The organism is Streptomyces sp. NPDC043870 (assembly GCF_056435785.1).
The window spans coordinates 127,016-143,961 of the sequence record NZ_JBWKDT010000016.1 but is presented as its reverse complement, the minus strand read 5'-3'; the positions used below and the strand labels follow the sequence as shown (position 1 = coordinate 143,961).

Annotated in this window: 14 protein-coding genes; 2 read left to right on the top strand and 12 right to left on the bottom strand. The window is 68.5% G+C overall.

Features of this window, described 5'->3' with window-relative positions; genetic code table 11:
- Positions 1-2: 2 nt before the first annotated feature.
- The gene (gene pdxR, locus AC0699_RS21215) at positions 3-1,433 is read left to right on the top strand and encodes a MocR-like pyridoxine biosynthesis transcription factor PdxR (RefSeq protein ID WP_478662401.1); all 1,431 of its coding nucleotides are present in this window, start codon (positions 3-5) and stop codon (positions 1,431-1,433) included.
- Here the strand turns inward: pdxR and AC0699_RS21210 are convergent.
- Positions 1,385-2,005 (bottom strand): anthranilate synthase component II, encoded by a 621-nt coding sequence (locus tag AC0699_RS21210; RefSeq protein ID WP_478662399.1) that lies wholly within the window; start codon positions 2,003-2,005, stop codon positions 1,385-1,387. The two genes, pdxR and AC0699_RS21210, sit on opposite strands and share 49 nt — an antisense overlap.
- Positions 2,002-3,540, bottom strand: a complete 1,539-nt coding sequence (locus AC0699_RS21205) for an anthranilate synthase component I family protein (protein WP_478662397.1) — start codon at positions 3,538-3,540, stop codon at positions 2,002-2,004. The genes AC0699_RS21210 and AC0699_RS21205 overlap by 4 nt, the downstream gene beginning before the upstream one ends.
- Before the next feature lie 202 nt (positions 3,541-3,742).
- On the opposite strand from AC0699_RS21205, the gene AC0699_RS21200 reads away from it, so the two are divergent.
- Complete coding sequence (locus AC0699_RS21200; protein WP_478662394.1) at positions 3,743-5,104, top strand: class II 3-deoxy-7-phosphoheptulonate synthase; 1,362 nt, start codon at positions 3,743-3,745, stop codon at positions 5,102-5,104.
- A gap of 62 nt (positions 5,105-5,166) precedes the next feature.
- Here AC0699_RS21200 and AC0699_RS21195 read toward each other — a convergent pair whose 3' ends face one another.
- The 10 genes from AC0699_RS21195 to AC0699_RS21150 form a co-directional block, all read right to left on the bottom strand.
- The gene (locus AC0699_RS21195) at positions 5,167-5,622 is read right to left on the bottom strand and encodes a flavin reductase family protein (RefSeq protein WP_478662392.1); all 456 of its coding nucleotides are present in this window, start codon (positions 5,620-5,622) and stop codon (positions 5,167-5,169) included.
- A gap of 49 nt (positions 5,623-5,671) precedes the next feature.
- Entirely contained in the window at positions 5,672-6,961 is a 1,290-nt protein-coding gene (locus tag AC0699_RS21190) for a cation:proton antiporter (protein ID WP_478662390.1), read from the bottom strand.
- Positions 6,962-6,996: 35 nt separating this feature from the next.
- Entirely contained in the window at positions 6,997-8,544 is a 1,548-nt protein-coding gene (locus AC0699_RS21185) for a tryptophan halogenase family protein (protein ID WP_478662387.1), read from the bottom strand.
- A 1,049-nt stretch (positions 8,545-9,593) separates the two neighbouring features.
- The gene (locus AC0699_RS21180; protein ID WP_478662384.1) at positions 9,594-9,794 is read right to left on the bottom strand and encodes an acyl-CoA carboxylase epsilon subunit; all 201 of its coding nucleotides are present in this window, start codon (positions 9,792-9,794) and stop codon (positions 9,594-9,596) included.
- Between the two features lie 20 nt (positions 9,795-9,814).
- Positions 9,815-10,309, bottom strand: coding sequence for a histidine phosphatase family protein (locus tag AC0699_RS21175; protein WP_478662382.1), 495 nt, complete (start codon positions 10,307-10,309; stop codon positions 9,815-9,817).
- A 136-nt stretch (positions 10,310-10,445) separates the two neighbouring features.
- Positions 10,446-11,324 carry an aldo/keto reductase gene (locus AC0699_RS21170; protein ID WP_478662380.1) on the bottom strand — a complete coding sequence of 293 codons (879 nt, stop codon included), beginning with the start codon at positions 11,322-11,324 and terminating at the stop codon, positions 10,446-10,448.
- Between the two features lie 545 nt (positions 11,325-11,869).
- The gene (locus AC0699_RS21165; RefSeq protein ID WP_478662378.1) at positions 11,870-12,424 is read right to left on the bottom strand and encodes an NAD(P)H-dependent oxidoreductase; all 555 of its coding nucleotides are present in this window, start codon (positions 12,422-12,424) and stop codon (positions 11,870-11,872) included.
- 279 nt (positions 12,425-12,703) lie between these two features.
- The gene (locus AC0699_RS21160; RefSeq protein ID WP_478662376.1) at positions 12,704-13,567 is read right to left on the bottom strand and encodes an oxidoreductase; all 864 of its coding nucleotides are present in this window, start codon (positions 13,565-13,567) and stop codon (positions 12,704-12,706) included.
- A gap of 145 nt (positions 13,568-13,712) precedes the next feature.
- Positions 13,713-14,822: a hypothetical protein gene (locus tag AC0699_RS21155; protein ID WP_478662374.1), complete on the bottom strand. Its 1,110-nt coding sequence runs from the start codon at positions 14,820-14,822 to the stop codon at positions 13,713-13,715.
- A gap of 13 nt (positions 14,823-14,835) precedes the next feature.
- Positions 14,836-16,194, bottom strand: a complete 1,359-nt coding sequence (locus AC0699_RS21150) for an FAD-dependent oxidoreductase (protein ID WP_478662372.1) — start codon at positions 16,192-16,194, stop codon at positions 14,836-14,838.
- Positions 16,195-16,946: the final 752 nt, after the last annotated feature.

Below are 16,946 nucleotides of genomic sequence, written 5' to 3'. Positions count from 1 at the left end.
GAATGAGCTGGCGCGCGTCGATCGAGGTCTCGCGGAATTCCGGGGAATCCCTGACCACCCAGATTCAGCGTGTGCTGAAGCGGGAAATCACCGAGGGGGTACTGCACCCGGGGACCCGACTGCCCCCGAGCCGTCGGCTCGCCGACGATCTCGACGTGTCGCGCAGCGTCGTCGTGGAGGCGTACGGCCAGCTGATCGCCGAGGGCTACCTGGAAGCGGTCCAGGGCTCCGGCACACGGGTGGCCCGCCATCTGTCGACCACGCCGACGGCGGTCGTACCCACACTGCTGGACGAGGGCCGGGTCCCGTCCGTGCGCTGGGACCTGCGCACCGGCAGGGCCAACGTGTCGCACTTCCCTTACCGCGAGTGGCTCGCGGGCTATCAGCGGGTGCTGCAGACGGCGCGGCAGAGCGATCTCGACTATCCGCCGCTGTCCGGAGTCCCGGCACTGCGAGAAGAACTGGCCCGGCATCTGGGGCGCGTACGGGGCGTGCGCACGACGCCCGGTCAGGTGATGGTGGTCTCCGGGTTCGCCCACGGTCTGGGCCTGCTCTGCGCCGTCCTGCCCGACCTGGGCATCGACGTGCTGGCGATGGAGGAGCCGGGTCTCCTGCGGCAGCGGGAGTTCGTTCTGGAGACGGGGATGCGCACCCGCGCCGTTCCCGTGGACGACGGCGGCCTGGATGTGGAGGCGCTGGCGCGCAGCGGGGCGCGCGCCGTCCTCGTCACGCCGTTCCACCAGTTCCCCACCGGGGTCACGCTGTCGGACGAACGGCGCGCGGCACTGGCCCGGTGGGCCCGGGACGTGGACGGCTATGTGATCGAGGACGACTACGACGGCGACTTCTGGTTCGACCGCCGCTCCCGGCCGCTCGCGCTGCAACGGCACGCTCCCGAGCGGGTGGTGTACGCGGGCACCGCCTCCAAGTCCCTGGTTCCGGGCCTGAGGCTGGGGTGGCTGGCCGTGCCCGGGGAACTGCTGCCAACGCTCGAGCGGGCGCGCTCCCGGCGTGACCTCGGATCGGACAGCCTCACCCAGCTGGCCTTCGCCGAGCTGCTCGGCTCGGGCTCCTACGACCGCCATATGCGCAGGCTGCGGGCCCGCTACCGGTTACGCCGGGAGACCCTGGCCGATGCCGTCCGGCACTCCCTGCCGCAGGCACTGATCGGCGGCCCGGCCGCCGGCCTGCACGCCTACGTACGGCTGCCGCGCGGCACCGACGAGACCGCCCTGGTGGCGGCCGCGCTCCGCCGGTCGGTGCTCGTACGCAGCGGACGGGAGTTCCACGGCCGGCCCGCCGGGGCGCGCCCGGCCCTGGTCGTCGGGTACACGTCGTTGCCCAAGTCCGGCTTGACGGAGGCCCTGCGGCAGCTGGGCGCGGCCTACGCGGACGTGTCGGGGCCGACTGCTCCGGCAGTGCGCATCGCCTGACGTCCGGCGCCCAGGACGAGGAAGTTGTCCAGCACGGCGAGCCCGTCCCTGGTCGCGATGGACTCCGGGTGGAACTGCACTCCCTCGACGGGGAGGGTGCGGTGGCGCAGCCCCATGACGTATCCGTCGTCCGTCGACCGGGCACTGACCAGCAGGTCGTCCGGCAGCGGCTCGGACACGACGAGGGAGTGGTACCGGGTGACCTCCGCCTCGGCGCCGACGCCCCGGAAGAGCCCCGCGCCGTCGTGCCGCACCGTGCTGGTGCGGCCGTGCATGATGTGCTCCGCGACGCGCACCCGTCCGCCGAAGGCCAGGGCGATCGCCTGATGCCCGAGGCAGACCCCGAGCAACGGCACTCGGCCGGCGAAGGAGTGCACCAGCTCGACGTGGCCGCTGTCCGCGGGGTGTCCCGGCCCCGGGCCCAGTACCACCGCGTCCGGGGCGAGGGCCGTCAGTTGCTCCGGAGTGCGGGTCCCGGACCGTACCACCTGAGTCGTGGCACCGAGCGTGCACAGATAGCGGTCGATGATGTGTACGAAGCTGTCGTACGCGTCCACCAGCAGCACCCTCATGCCAGCTCCTGCCCGGTGAGTGCCCAGTAGGCGGCACCCATCTTCGCCAGCGTCTCCGCCCACTCCGCCTCGGGGACGGACTCGGCGACGATGCCCGCCGAGCTCTGTGTCGAGTACGTCCGCCCGTCGTGCACGACGGAACGGATGCACAGGGCCAGTTCGCTCCAGCCGCGTACGTCGACCAGGCCCACCGCCCCGGCGTAGGCGCCACGCGGTTCCTGCTCCAGCGTGTCGATGATCTCCATGGCGCGGATCTTGGGAGCGCCGCTCATGGTGCCGGCCGGGAACGTCGCACAGATCGCGGCCCAGGTGTCGGCCTCGGGAAGGAGCCGTCCGGACACCGTGGAGACCAGGTGGAAGACGTGGGAGAAGCTCTCCACCGACAACAGCCGGTCCACCGGCAGCGTGCTCGGCTCGCTGATCCGGCCGATGTCGTTGCGGCACAGGTCGACCAGCATGATGTGCTCGGCCCGCTCCTTGCGGCTGGCCACCATCCGGGCGACGCCGCGCTCGTTGGCGGCCGCGTCCGGCCCGCGACGGGTGGTGCCGGCGATCGGCCGCATGACGATCCGGTCGCCCTCTGTCCTGACGTACAGCTCCGGGCTGGCTCCGATCAGGGTGCTGCCGGCGCGTGGTACCAGGTACATGTACGGAGAGGGGTTGCGGCCGCGCAGCCGCCGGTAGACGTCGACCGGGGTCAACTCGCTCTCCACGTCGATCCGGTGGCCGATCTGAATCTGGTAGATGTCCCCGATCCTGATGTGCTCCAGACACCGCTCCGCCCAGCCGACGAAGGTCTTCCTGTCCACGGTGTCGCGCACGGAACGGGGCGCCGGGGCGCCGGGGTGGCCGAGTGACGGCGAGCCGAGCGCCCGCTCGGCCACTTCCGGCGTGATGGGGGAGTGCACCTGCTCGAAGCCGGGGCTGTGCGCCCGGCGCAGCTGTACCGCGCCGGTGTCGCGGTCGTACCACACGGTGTCACGGAAGAGGGTGAGTGTGATGTCCGGGCCGGCGGCCGCCGACGTGCGCGGCGGCAGCTCCTCCATGTGCCAAGCGGCCTCGTACGACAGGGTGGTCAGGAAGCCGAAGGCGTAGCAGTCATCGGGGAGTCCGGTGTCCAGACGGAACAGCGCCTGTGCCTGGCGCAGCAGCTCCCACACCTGGGATGACGAACGGAACGTGCGGCGTTCCGGTCCCCGGCCCGCCGGCTCGTCCGCCGTTGCCTCGCCCTCCTCGCTCTCCTCGTAAGCCGTCGTGCCGGCTCGTTCCGCGGCCCGTACGAGCGCGGAGCGCAGCTCCGGCAGCCCGTCCATCTCGACATGGCCGGCGTACACCCGCACCTCGGCCAGGCGCCCGCAGCCGACCACGGCGGGCCTGCGGTCCTGTTCCGGTCCGACGGGGCTTTCGGTGAGGAAGACGTCCTGCTCACCGAGCTCCCGGCGCAGGAGTGCGTAGAGGTCGAAGGGGGCGTGCGGAGGCAGTTCGGTGGTGCTGACGCGCACGCCGATGCGTTCCCCGGATGCGCCCAGGGTCATTGTTTGCGTTCCTGTCCTGACGTGCATGCGGGCCTCATCTGAATTGATCCGCTGGATTGGTGTGGTCAGCGAAGCACCGTCGCAGCATTCGGACCAGACCAATTCCCGAGCGCGATTGCGGTCCATTCCACACCGCGCTTGACCCTTTTGTGAAACCGCGGTTTGGATGACTTGACCCCCCACTCACCGGAATGGGAACCGAATGAATCCGAAAACGAAGGCGACCGCCGTGGAGACCTGGCGCGGCCTGCCGGCCGCTCAACAGCCGGACTGGCCCGACCGGGATACGCTGCGCCGCATCACCGGAGAATTGGCGGCCGCTCCCCCACTGGTACTGGCCGCCGAATGCGACCGGCTGCGGTCACACCTGGCCGCCGCCGCACATGGAGAGGCGTTCGTCCTGCAGGGCGGTGACTGCGCGGAGACCTTCGGCCGGTCCACCGCCGACTCCGTGCAGGGCAAGCTGAAGACGCTGCTGCAGATGGCGGTGATCCTCACCCACGGTGCCTCGGTGCCGGTGGTCAAACTCGGGAGGATGGCCGGGCAGTACGCCAAGCCCCGCTCCAGCCCGACCGAGACGCGCGACGGGGTGACCCTGCCGTCCTACTTCGGCGACGCCGTCAACGACCGGGCCTTCTCGGCCGGGGCGCGCCGTCCCGACCCCTCGCGGCTGCGCGCCGTGTACGAGGCGTCGGCCGCCACCCTCAATCTCGTTCGCGCCTTCGCCGGCGGCGGCTTCGCGGACCTGCACCGCGTACACACCTGGAATCAGGGCTTCCTGACGGACTCGCCCGCCGCGGGCCGCTATGAGCGACTGGCCACCGAGATCGACCGGACGATGGCCTTCATGCACGCCTGCGGGGTGGACCCGCGACAGCTGCACACCACCGAGTTCTTCACCAGCCACGAGGGGCTGCTGCTCGACTACGAGACCGCGCTGACGCGCGTGGACGGCGAGACCGGCCGGCCGTACGCCACAAGTGCTCATCTCCTCTGGATCGGTGAGCGCACCCGCGACCCGTCCGGTGCGCATGTGGAGTACTTCTCCCGCATCGCGAACCCGGTCGCGGTCAAGCTCGGCCCCTCCGCCACCCCTGACGAGCTGCTGGCCTACGCCGACCGGCTCGATCCCCACCGTTCGCCGGGACGCCTGTCGTTCGTGGTCCGCATGGGCCGAGACCGCATCCGGGACGTGCTCCCCGTCCTGATGGAGAAGGCGGCCGCCAACGGCATCCGGGCCTGCTGGATCACGGATCCCATGCACGGGAACACGTTCACCGTGGCCGGTGGTCACAAGACCCGTCGCTTCGACGACGTCCTCGACGAGGTCAGGGGCTTCTTCGAGGTACACCGGACGCTGGGCGCACAGCCCGGCGGCATCCACGTCGAACTGACCGGGGAGGACGTCACCGAGTGCCTGGGCGGGGGACAGGACATAGGTGTCGGTGACCTCGCGCACGGCTACGAATCCGCCTGCGACCCGCGCCTCAACCACAGCCAGTCCCTGGACCTGGCGTTCCTCGTGGCCGAGATGCTCCAGGACGGCCGCCGAGCCCTCCCCTAGCCAGGGGGTGTCTTCCGGATCTTGCCGGGCTGCCTGATCCGGAAGACACTCCCAGGCACCGGTCAGTCGGTACGCCAGGACGCGAACCGCCGGCGCCCGTAGAGCAGCGGAGGCGCGTCACTGAACTCGGTGACGCGGACCACCTCGCCGAAGACCACGCGCTGTCCGCCGATCCGCACCGTCTGACTGACCCTGCAGTCGGCCACGGAGTGCGCGTCTTTGACGAGGTGGGGCCCTGCCGCGCCGTCAGGGCTGTCCCAGGCGGTGGTGAGGAAGCGGTCGGGCGCGCCGGAGGCGAACAGCTCCGCGGTGGGCCGGCCGGCGGAGTGGAGCAGGTTCACGGCGAACCCTCCGCTGCTCAGGACCGCGTCGAGCGTCGGGCTTCCCACCCGCATGCCGACGAGCAGGGTGGGCGGGTCCACCGTCACGCTGCACAGAGCCGAACAGGTCATGCCCCAGGGGCGCTTGTGCGGGCCGACGGCCGTGACGACGGCCACCCCGCTCGGGAATCCGGCCATGAAGGATCGAAAGCGCGGCGGGGTGGCCTCAAGGGGGCTTGAGACGACCTCACCGGGGGTTGAGGTGGCGTCCACGTGATTCACCGCTCGTCCGGGTCTGGGGCGGCTCCGGAGCCCGGGTGACGGCCGGGGCACGCCGGTCGATGGCCCACAGCAGCGGGCCGCTGAGCGCCGTCGTGACGAGAGCCATGACGACGAGGGCAAGGTAGAGCGCCGGCGTGAGGATGCCCGCCTGGTAGCCGGCCTGGAGTACGGCGATCTCGGTCAGGCCCCGGGCGTTCAACAGGGCGGCGAGCCGCATGCTGGTCGCGGGAGGGCGCCCCGCCATCCGGGCACCGAGGTAGCTTCCGGCGAGCTTGCCCGCGACGGCCAGCACGATGGCCAGCGTCACGGCCTGGCCGGAGAACACCCCGAGCGGCGCCGCGCCCAGCCCCACTCCCGTCACCATGAACAACAGCGGAAGTGTCGCCCGGCCCCAGCCGCCCACTGTGCGGGCCGCCTTGGTCCATGCTCCGTCCTCGCCGTCGGCCGGCAGCGCGAGGGCGACGAGGACCGCACCGAGGACGTCGGTGAGCCCCACCCGTGCGGTGGCCAGAGCCGTCACGACCGCGGCGAGAGCGGTGAGACCCACGGGCAGCACCGGCCCGACCCGCTGCGACCAGGCTCGGGCCGCGCCTGTACCGGCCGCGCGGCGTACGGCCCAGGAGGCGAGCAGCCCCAGGCCGAAGACCGCGTAGGGGGTGGTCCGTCCGCCGCCGGACGCGATCCCGACGGCGACCGCCAGCAACGCCCAGGTGACGGCGTCGATGGAGACCGCGACGGCCATGGCGAGCCGCCCGGTCGCTGTGTGCAGCAGATCGCGGTCCTCAAGGATTCCGGCGAGTACCGGTACCGCTGTCACGGCGAGGGCGATCGCCAGCATCAGTACCAGGACGCCGGCGGGCGCGTCACCGCGCAGGCGGGCATCGCCGCGGGCCAGCACCCACAACGCCAGCAGCACACCACAGGCCATGGGCACCACCGCGGACCCCGCGGCGGTCCACAGGAGCGCCCGGCCGCGGGGGCGCTTGGCGCCCCCGCACCGGATCTCGTGCACCGTGCCCACCAGGAAGAGCGCGAGCCCCAGGTGCCCGGCCGTTTCGAGTACCGCCCACCCGCCCATGGTTCCCGGCCGCAGGTCGAGGCGGTCGGCCACCAGCGCTCCGGCCAGGAGACACATCATGATCTCGCCGACGATCCGGGGCTGCCGCAGCAACCGGGCGGCGCCGCGCCCCAGCAGCGTGGCGGGCACGAGGAGCACGAGCATCAGCGCGGCGGAGTCGTACGGGACACTCTCCACGAATGGTCCTGCTTCCCTCGGAGGAGACGGCCCGGTCAGTGCATCTGCGCGAGGTACTCGTACTGGCTGGGCAGCCTCGCCACGAGGTCCATCGACTGGTCGCGCAGCAGCTGGAACTCCTTCTCGGCGCGCGCGCCGTCCATCAGGCGCAGAGCGGCGGGCGGCTGGAGCTCCACCCCGCCGAGGCCGAGCAGCATGGCGAGGTAGGAGTACGACTCGAAGCCGTGGTAGTGCGGGTAGATGTCATCCGTGGTCGGCGCCTTGGCCCGCCAGAGTTCGAGGCGCTCGGCGAGCCCGTCCGGCATGGTGCGCTTCTTGGCGTCGCGCCAGTAGTCGTTGTCCGCTCGGGCCGCAGCCCGGTAGTGCAGGACCAGGAACTCCCGTACGCCGTCGATGGCGTTGGCGATCGTACGGTTGTACGACGTACGCAGGGCCGGGTCCCAGTTCGCGTCCGGGAAATGCTTGACGAGCTCCTCGATGCCCTGCTGGATGAAGAAGATGCCCGTGGATTCGAGGGGCTCGACGAAGCCGCTGGACAGCCCGATGGCCACGCAATTGTTCACCCACGAGGAGCGGCTGCGTCCGACGCGCATCCTGATGTGGTTGGCCTCCAGGCCGGCCGCGTCGGGGCCGGCGAACTCGCGGAGCGTGCGCTCGGCCTCTTCCGGTGTGGTGTAGTCGCTCGCGTACACGTACCCGGTGCCGACCCGTCCGAAGAGCGGAATGGTCCAGATCCATCCGGCGTCCTGCGCGGTGGCCGTGGTGCAGGGCCGCAGCCCGCGCTTCTCCATGTCCACCGGAACGCGCAGCGCGACAGCACTGTCGTTGGGAAGAGTGTCCTGGAAGGAGATGAACGGTTCTTCGAGTGTCTGGTTGAGCAGCAGACCTCGAAATCCGGTGCAGTCGATGAAGAGGTCGCCGGCTATTTCTCCGTGTTCCCGTGTCCGTACGGAGCTGATCCAGCCGCGTTCGTCCTGGACCACGTCGACGACGTCATCCTCGATATGCCGGGCGCCACGCTCGGCGGCGTACTCGGCGAGGAATTCGGCGAGGAGACTCGCGTCGAACTGGTATGCATAGGGGAACTGCGTGTCCTGCTCGGACAGCGTGCTGCGTTCGAGCGGCGCTCCCTTTCGCTCCATGAATTCCTGCTCGAAGAGCGTGCCGTCCAGGTAGCGGGGCGATCTTTCCGCGTCACAGATCGCCGCCATGAGGAAGACATCCTGGTCGAACCGGTCGCTGGGACGCTTGTCCAGCCACCAGTCGGTGATCGGGAAGCCGTCCACCACCCGCAGCCGCTCGAACGGGTGATAGAAGTAGTGCCCTTTTCGGCGCCAGTTCTCGAAGCGAATACCCAGCTTGTACGTGGCATTGCACCTGGGCATCCAGACGTGTTCCGGAAGACCCAGGTAGTCGAAGAAGTGCCGGACCGTGCTGAAGGTCGCCTCGCCGACCCCGATCGTCTTGATCCTCTTGGATTCCACCACCGTTACGGAAATACGATCCCCGAAAGCGGCTCGCAGGTAAGCGGCGGTCATCCATCCGGATGTTCCGCCACCGACGATGACGACGTTTCCCAGCACCCGAGTCCCTCCCCTGTCGGCTGATCAACTCCATGAGCTGAAGTCGCCTGAGCTTAGGCAAATACTTCAGGAGTGGCCTAGATCAAAGACAGGTTTTTAAGCCTTGACGGAAACTCACACTCCAGAGCAGCTTTTCGCCGGACGAGCACTGTTCCCGAACTCGCTGAATTTCCGTGCAGCAGGCACGGACAGTCGCGCGGTCGGGTCGGCTCCTGTCCGGGCGGACGGCCGGCGATGCACTCGACGGCCGCCGGAGGAAGCCCTGGTAGTTCCACCCGACCGGAGGCGGTCACCCAGAACGCCGTTGCGGGCTGCTCCGGCCCTGGCCCCGGCAACCATTGAGACCGAGATCCGCAGCGTGATCTGGTCGCCCATGCCGGTCACCTCGTAGGCGCCGATGACCCTGACCATGTTGACAGGCCGCACTCCTGCTCGGCCCGGGTCGGCTGCGTGGACAGCAGTTTTGATGACGGAGTTGAGGTCGGTGACGGGGGTGTCCGGACGGGGAACGCCCTGAAGCCGGGCATCTCGTGCGCAGTACGGCCGCAACCCTTCGGTGACACCGGTCGCGGGCTCGCCCGCGTCCATGACCCCGGTGGGCCGCACCCCGCAACCAGCCAGCAACGCGTCCTGGTCACCCACGCCTACCAGGTGGCCTGGATGGTCGGCCTCTTCAGCCGGATACGCAGGCCACGCGACGTCGCCCGGCTCCACCTGTTCCCCCGCCACGAAACAGGTCGAGCCGACCGAAGAAGTCGAAAAACGGCAGGTCAAGAGCCCTTTACGGCGGGCTCAAGGATCGCGACGCACTCCACATGATGCGTCATCGGAAACATGTTGCCCTGGACGCAGGCGGTAAAGCAGCAGGTCAGAGAGTCTTTCTGGTCCCGAATGAGGGCCAGCGGGCGCCCGGAGCGTCAAATGAGCGTCACGGCCGTACGTCGGTTCGGCAGGGGCAATCCGGCGTGTCATGGCTACCCGCGGTACGGCAGCACCTCCCCCGATCTGACGCCGTTCGGTTGAACCACGTTGAACCGAGGCGGGCGGCATCAGCGCCAGGAGACGGGGCTGCGGTAGCCGGCCACGCGCTCGAGGCGGCGCCAGCGGGCCTGCGGGCGGCGGTTGCCATGGGCGAACCACGGAGTGGCGGCACGCTGCGCGGCGGTGCGGGCCGCCAGAACCGCGATCAGCGCGGCGAGTTCCTCGGGAGTGGGATCGCCGTGGATGATGCGGAGGTCCCCCTGGTCCATCTGCTGCTCCTTCGGTGCGCTCACTGGGGTGGGTTGCCGTGCTTGCGGGCGGGCAGGTCCGCGTGCTTGGTGCGGAGCCTCTGCAGGGAGCGGATGAGCACCTCGCGGGTGGCGGCCGGGTCGATCAGCTCCTTGAGCAACTCGTCCGTCGCGACCAGGACCTGACGGAAGCTCTGACCGCCTCCGGGGAACGGGGTGTCGATGTGCGCCGGGCGCGCCACGTCCAGCTCGGCGACCGTACAGCCGTTCAGGTCCCCGTAGTTGCACTCCCGCAGCCGCACGTCCTGGAAGAGCGGGACGTCGGTGCCGGCGAAGGCGGTCTGCGCGGTCTGTATCGCCCGGGTCAGGTCGGAGCTGCAGACGGCGGCCGTACCGTCCGTCCGGCGGCGCTCGCCGAGCTCGCGCGCCGCGCGCAGGCCGTCCTCGGCCAGCGGCGTGTCGTGCCAACCGCTGATCACGCCACGGGCGTTGTCGGGGGTCGGGGCATGCGTCTCGTAGACGATCTCGAGCGTCATGACTCAGTCATCCTGCACCATCGCGAGCAGCTGCTCGGGGAAGCGTTCGCCGGCGAACGCCCCGGCGGGACCAGCCGGTCGATCTCGGCGAGCTCGGCCGCCGTCAGCACCACCCGGCCGGCCCCGGCGTTGTCGGTCATGTGGGCGCGGCGGTTCGCGCCGGGATCGGCACGACGCCCTGCGCGACCAGCCAAGCCAGCGCCAACTGGGCCAGGGTGCACGCGTGCGCCTCCGCGAACGGGCGCAGCCCGGCCACCAGCGCGGTGTTGTGGGCGAGTTTCTCGGGCGCGAAGCGCGGGAGCTTGCGGCGCATGTCGTCCGGGCCGGGGTCCGCCTCGCCCGCGATCTCGCCGGAGATCAGGCCGCGGCTGAAGGGGCTGTAGGCCACGAAGCCGATGCCCAACTCGCGCACGGTGGGGAGCACGCCGCGCTCCGGGTTGCGGCTGGCCAGCGAGTACTCGGTCTGCACGGCTGTGAGCGGGTGGACGGCGTGGGCGCGGCGGATCGTCTCGCTGCCGGCCTCCGAGAGTCCGAGGTGGCGCACCTTGCCGGCCTGGACCAGCTCGGCCATGGCCCCGACGGAGTCCTCCACGGGCACCGTCGGGTCGCCGCGGTGCAGGTAGTACAGGTCGATCCGGTCGGTGCCGAGCCGCCGCAGCGAGGCGTCGACCGCCTCCGCGATGTGCTTCGGGCTGCCGTCCACACGCACCCCGTCCGGGGTGCGGATCAGGCCGCACTTGGTGGCCGGCACGACGCGGTCGCGCAGCCCGCCGACCAGACCGCGGCCGACGATCTCCTCGCTCAGGCCCGCGCCGTACATGTCGGCGGTGTCGAGGAAGTCCATGCCGAGGTCGACGGCCTCGTGGATGGTGCGGATCGACTCGGCCTCGTACCGGTCCCCGTAGAACTCGGCCATGCCCATGCAGCCGAGGCCGATCCGGGACACCTCCAGAGAACCCAGCTTGGCACGGCCCAGAACCGTTTCTTCAGGCCGGTGATCACCGATGGTGGTCATCACGCTCGCCTTTCTCGCGGCAACTCGGGTGTGCGGTGCTGGGACGGGAGGTGCTGGGAGGTGCTGGGAGGTGCGGTCCGAGTCGGTGGCCGGGAGGGGCAGCGCGGCCTCCACCCGCCGACGCAGGTCGGGGTCGGTGAACGGGCCCGCCGCGCTGATCACGCCGTCGGGGCGGACCAGGACCGCGCCGGGGGAACGCAGTCCTGGTCCGCGCAGGTCCGCCGGGGGCGGACCCGAGAGCCGGACGACGAGGGAGCCGCCGTCCGGAGCCGTGGGTTCGAGGCCACCGCCGGTGGCCGTCGCCGGAGCTTCGGGCGCGCGACGCTCGAGCAGCGCGACCTGGTGGCGAAAGAGAAGGATCTCCCCGTCTGCTTCACCGTGCCTGAGTCGAGCTTCCTTCGCTGAACTCCCGTCGAGTTCAGCGAAGGAAGCGGCGGTGACATGCAGGAACGCGCGGCCTGGGTCTGGGCCCCAGAGTAAAGATCGTGATTAATCGTGAAAGCTCGAAGAATTCACGAATAATCGAGGTTCACGAATAATCGAGGTCAGCCGACCGGCGTCTCACTGGCCGCGATGAGCCTGCGGTATTCCTTGGCGTCCAGGGCGAGGGTCTCGTCCGACGGCTCGATCATCATGCCGTAGACGGCGTGAAAACCCTGGTAGTCAAGCTGGCAGAACTCCAGCGTCTGAGTGACCGGGGCGAGGTACTCGTCGAGGGGCCGTCGGGCGAGGCCTTCCGCGGCGTAGGTCTCCAGGGTGCTGCCGACCGTGACGGCCAGCCAAGCCTTCTTGCCGCGCAGCGCGGAGGCGGAACCGTCGAAGGTGAAGGCGAAACCGTAAACCAGCACCGCGTCGATCCAGGCCTTGAGCATCGAGGTCACGTTGTACCAGTAGACCGGGAACTGGAGAACGATGGTGTCGTGCTCGCGCAGCAGCTGCTGCTCGCGTGCGACATCGATGTTGAAGTCGGGGTAGGCCTCATAGAGGTTGTGGACGGTGACGTTGTCCAAGTCCTTGATCTCGGCGAGCCGGGTGGCGTTGGCCCGGGATTCCGTGAGGTTCGGGTGGGCGACGATGACGAGGGTGCGGTTGGTGGTCACTGACTTTTCCATCTCTCGTGTAGGACGCGAACCCGTGTCCGTCCTTGCTGTCCATCTTGGCGAGCAGGTCGGCCGTGGCCGCGGTCATGCGTTCTTATCGAGCGCTTTGAAAGGGCGATCGCTTCCGGAACGAGCGGCTGCGTCTCTTAGTAAAGGCGGTCGGTGATCCGAGCGGGGTTTGTCACGCAAGATTGACGGACTCGTTCCATCGGTGACCGTCCCGGTGGTGGATGTTCACGCTCACCCCCAAGGCCCTGCGCCGGAGTAAGGGCCCCCAGGTCACTGCCCGATGGCGTCGAGTTCGGAGATCGCCTCGTCGGGCAGTTGCAGGTCAGCCGCGGCGATGTTCTCCCGCAGGTGAGCGACGCGGGAGGTTCCGGGGATCAGCACCGTCGACGGCGAGCGCTGCAGCAGCCAGGCGAGCGCCACCTGCTGCTCGGAGGCGCCAAGGCGGCGGGCGACGTCGCGCAGGGTCCGTGACCGCAGCGGGTGGAATCCGCCGCCAAGGGGGAAGAACGCGGCGTAGGCGATGCCCTCCTCGGCGCAGCGATCGACGAGGTCGTCGTCGGCGCGGTCGACCAGGTTGTACTGGTTCTGCACGGTGACCACGGGGGCGATGGCCTGGGCCTCGGTGAGCTGGACGTCGGTGATCCCGCTGAGGCCGAGGTGACGGATCAGGCCCTGCTCACGCAGGTCGGCCAAGGTGCCGAACGGCTCGGCGACGGAGGACCCGTCACCGCCGAATGAGGCCGCGCGCAGGTTGACCACGTCCAGGGTCTCCAGGCCGAGGTGCCGGAGATTCTCGTGGACCTGGGCCTTGAGGTCGGCGGGGTCCAGGGAGGTGATCCAGCCGCCGGTGGAGCTGCGGCGGACGCCGACCTTGGTGACGATGTGCAGACCGGCCGGGTAGGGGTGCAGGGCTTCCTTGATCAGTTCATTGACGACAGCCGGCCCGTAGAAGTCGCTGGTGTCGATGTGGGTGATGCCGAGCTCGACCGCTGCGCGCAGCACGGCGATTGCCTGAGTGCGATCCCTGGGCGGTCCGAAGACACCGGGCCCGGTCAGCTGCATCGCGCCGTATCCCATCCGAGTGACGGTCAGGTCGTCGGCGAGGGTCAGCGTCTGCAGGGCGGGGGTACTCATCGGAAGGCCTCTCGGGTCTGTTCGCGGCATCGTTGCGGATCGCTCGGCGCGTCCATCGGGCAAGTTTCCATGTGCGCGGCGGAGGCAGGGACGCGGTCGGGTGGCCAGGGGCGCGAGCCCCTGGCCACCCGACTGATAGTGCGGTTCATGCGACGGATGCCGCCGGATTGTCTCCGACAGCCGCCTTGACGGCGTCATCCTGCGGGAAATTGCGGACCGTCGCAAAGTTGAACGCCTTGTCGCGAATGGTGATTGTCCACGAGAGTCCAGACCTCGCGCCCACGGTAAGTCCCAACACGATGAGCGGCATGTGCCACTCGTACCTCACGAGCGTGCCTCGGCCCGCATCGCTGTCCGAGCCGTCGTGCGCCGATACATTGCCGTAGTTGTTGACGGCAAAGACGTCGGGCGTGGCAATCATCTTCCCGATTCTGGCCTGGCCGGCTTCGATGAAGTCTTCTCGCCGCTCGACGCGAGACAGTGCGTCTATCTGCCGTTGCTCCTCGGCGCGGTAGTAGTCACGGATCTGGATTCCCGTGCTCTGCTCGATTACGCTTCGCGGCACCGTCAGAAACTGAAGCGAGTTGCCAAGGGGCAGCTTCGGCGAGTAAAGACTGTTCTTGAGGACGAACATGTTTGCGCTGTCGCGGTCAACGAAATCCGCCCTCATTTTCTCCAAGAAGGGGCCGATCTTGACCGACGAGTCACAGCTTTCGGTGAACGTGACGGGGAGGTCTTTGCTCGCACTGGAGGGCGAAGTCTCAGCGGGCGGCAAGAAGTCTGCCAGCTCATCAGCCCGGACCCCCAGCTCTGCGAGGCCTTCGGCGATCTGGAAGCCGTCCTTCCGAGTCTTCAGGGTCCTCATCAGAGCCTGGTGGAATCGGAAAGTCTTGTATCCGTCTTGCAGCGGAAACGGCACGCACGTAAAGATGCCCTGCCGGTGCGGGTCGGAGCGGTAGGTGACGGAAGCGAGCAGGAAGCTGTCGTAGTAGCTTTCGTACTTTTCCGCAAGGAGTGCCTGGAAGGACGAGAGGGGGAAATCCTCGGGAGTGTCGAAGGTCAGCTCCACCAGGTGGCACTTGGAGAAGAGCGGATTCCCCCGGAAGAAGTGCGTCATGGCCTCCTCGAACTCGGCGAGCTCGAAGGCCCTGTCAACCTTGTACGTGGAGAGCGCCGGAAAGAACTGTGACGCATCTATGAACGGGAACGTGGTCAGGGAGAGCCGAAGGACTTTGTCGGCGATGGAGAGGGGCATGTGGTTACCTCCATTAACTGGTGTGTGCCGGGGAGCGCCGCCGGCGATTTCCCGCCAAAACGCGCCACATGATGCCCGGGGTGCACAATGTCGTCGGCGGTTCAAGCAAGTACTGGACTTTCAGGAACTTCTCGGTCACGACCCTGTCCGTCTCGGCTGCGGCGAGCACCTTGTCCATGTAGGAGTTGATGAGCCGTACGGGAAGTGGCCGCGGGCCTTCGATCTGAGGCAGGGCCAGGTCACTGCCGGTCGCCATCTTCCAGGCGACACCGATGGGCTTGGCGGCCTTGCGGAAGAATCGCTGCGCGACCTGATCCAGGTCACCGCTCAGCGAGTCACGCAGCGCCATCGCCTGGAGCGAGGCCACCGTCATCCCCTGGGCGTAGATGGGGTTGAAGCTGGATATCGCATCGCCCACCACCAGCAGCCTGCGCGGGAACCGGGTCAGCTTCTCATAGCGACGGCGCACGCTCGCCGGGAACCGGTGCGCGGAAATCTCGCTGAGCGGCTCAGCGTCGCGGATCGCCGCGAAGACGTGGTCGGGAACCAACGGCCTGGCGAACTCCACCCACTTGGCCGGGTCGGTCGACGGGTGGTGATCGCGGTAGCCGATCAGCGTCAGGACCCAGCGGCCGTCCTCTTCCTCCAGGAATTCCGCGCCCATGGGGCTCCCCGGCGCGTGCCCGATGATCACGACCTTCTCGCGGCCCATCGAACCGGGGGCCGGCCGCAGGTACCGGCTGGTGTACATGATGTCGACGTCGATACGCTCCTCGAGCGGCGGCTCGTATCCCATCTCGACCAGCCACTTGGTGGTCCGTCCAGACCGGCCGGTCGCGTCCACCACCAGGTCGGCGGGGATCACGTCCTCGGAGCCGCTGCCCTCGTACCTGACGTGCACACCGGTGACAGCGCTGTTGTCCGAGGTGGTCTCGAGGCCGGTGACCTGGCACTGGTCGACCAGCTTGATCTTCGGAAGAGCCCCGATCCGGGCGCGGAGCCGACTCTCCAGATGCGGTCGGCTCGGCTGGTAGGTGCGGGACAGATCGGCGTACTCGCCGTCCATGCACAACAAGTGCCCGCCCAAGCTCATCCGCAGTTCGGCAGGTCCGTTGATGACGGGCGCGCCACCGGCAACGAATTCGTCGAGTATGCCGGGGAACAGCTCCTCGAAGATCTTCGCACCCTTGGAGAGCAGGCCGTGAGCGTGGCGGCCCTGCGGCACGCCTCGCCGCTGAGTCCTCTGCCCGTCCGGCAGCTGGTCACGCTCTATCACTGTTACCCGGTCGAATGCCTCGGAGAGCACTCGGGCGGCAAGCAGACCCGAGATGCTCGCGCCCAGCACCACCGCATGTTCACCGATACGCTTCACTGGAATTCCTTCTGGTTGGGCAAGTGTCTTGTGTGGGGTATGTCATCCAATACGTGGGCGATCGCGGCCGATGCTCGGGCGATAGTTTCCCGAATCCTTCGATACGGACATCATCGAGGTGTTCGGTGCGCATCGCGAATATATGTGCCGCATAGGTTTGGCCACCGCACGTGGCGCAGTATTGGCTTGTTCGTTCCATCGAGTGCGGCCCGCGTGGCCGAAATTCACGTCGGATGCGAGGCTCCGGCGCGCGCCGGTGACCAGGCCGGCGGCACGTGTCCGGGCACCGGTACCGGGCCGGAGCTCCGGGCTGCCGGTAGTAGTCGTGGGCGTCCCTCGCACAGAGGGGACAAGGGGACAGGAGTGCAGGCCGGCCGGTAGGCGGGCCTGCGCTCCCGGACGGCCGACCGGCCGTCGCCCTGATGAGCCCCGATCGGTGGATCGGGGCTCAGTTGGAGTCGCGCCTGCCATGGAGCAGATCCTTCAGGCCATGGAGCAGATCCTTCAGGCCATGGAGTAGATCCTTCAGACGGTGATACCCGCTGGAATTTTTCGGCCAGACAGCGGTAATCGGCTTCCCGAACCGGCCAGGGTTGAGAAAACTCCTCGCATACCCGTCGTGCACGGGAGGCGGGTTCAACAGAAATCTCATGAACCAATGCATGATTGTGCTCTTTCGGCGTCGTCGTGACTGGTTGAGTCTGCCCTTGTGCGCGCGGTGATCCCGCTCTACTTCGGCACTACAGGGAGAT

Coding starts and splice junctions, on each gene's coding strand:
- pdxR (WP_478662401.1), top strand. CDS start 3: ATGAGCTGGCGCGCGTCGATCGAGGTCTCGCGGAATTCCGGGGAATCC.
- AC0699_RS21170 (WP_478662380.1), bottom strand. CDS start 11,324: ATGACCACCATCGGTGATCACCGGCCTGAAGAAACGGTTCTGGGCCGT.
- AC0699_RS21210 (WP_478662399.1), bottom strand. CDS start 2,005: ATGAGGGTGCTGCTGGTGGACGCGTACGACAGCTTCGTACACATCATC.
- AC0699_RS21195 (WP_478662392.1), bottom strand. CDS start 5,622: ATGGCCGGATTCCCGAGCGGGGTGGCCGTCGTCACGGCCGTCGGCCCG.
- AC0699_RS21205 (WP_478662397.1), bottom strand. CDS start 3,540: ATGACCCTGGGCGCATCCGGGGAACGCATCGGCGTGCGCGTCAGCACC.
- AC0699_RS21160 (WP_478662376.1), bottom strand. CDS start 13,567: ATGAGTACCCCCGCCCTGCAGACGCTGACCCTCGCCGACGACCTGACC.
- AC0699_RS21155 (WP_478662374.1), bottom strand. CDS start 14,822: ATGCCCCTCTCCATCGCCGACAAAGTCCTTCGGCTCTCCCTGACCACG.
- AC0699_RS21180 (WP_478662384.1), bottom strand. CDS start 9,794: ATGGACCAGGGGGACCTCCGCATCATCCACGGCGATCCCACTCCCGAG.
- AC0699_RS21200 (WP_478662394.1), top strand. CDS start 3,743: ATGAATCCGAAAACGAAGGCGACCGCCGTGGAGACCTGGCGCGGCCTG.
- AC0699_RS21175 (WP_478662382.1), bottom strand. CDS start 10,309: ATGACGCTCGAGATCGTCTACGAGACGCATGCCCCGACCCCCGACAAC.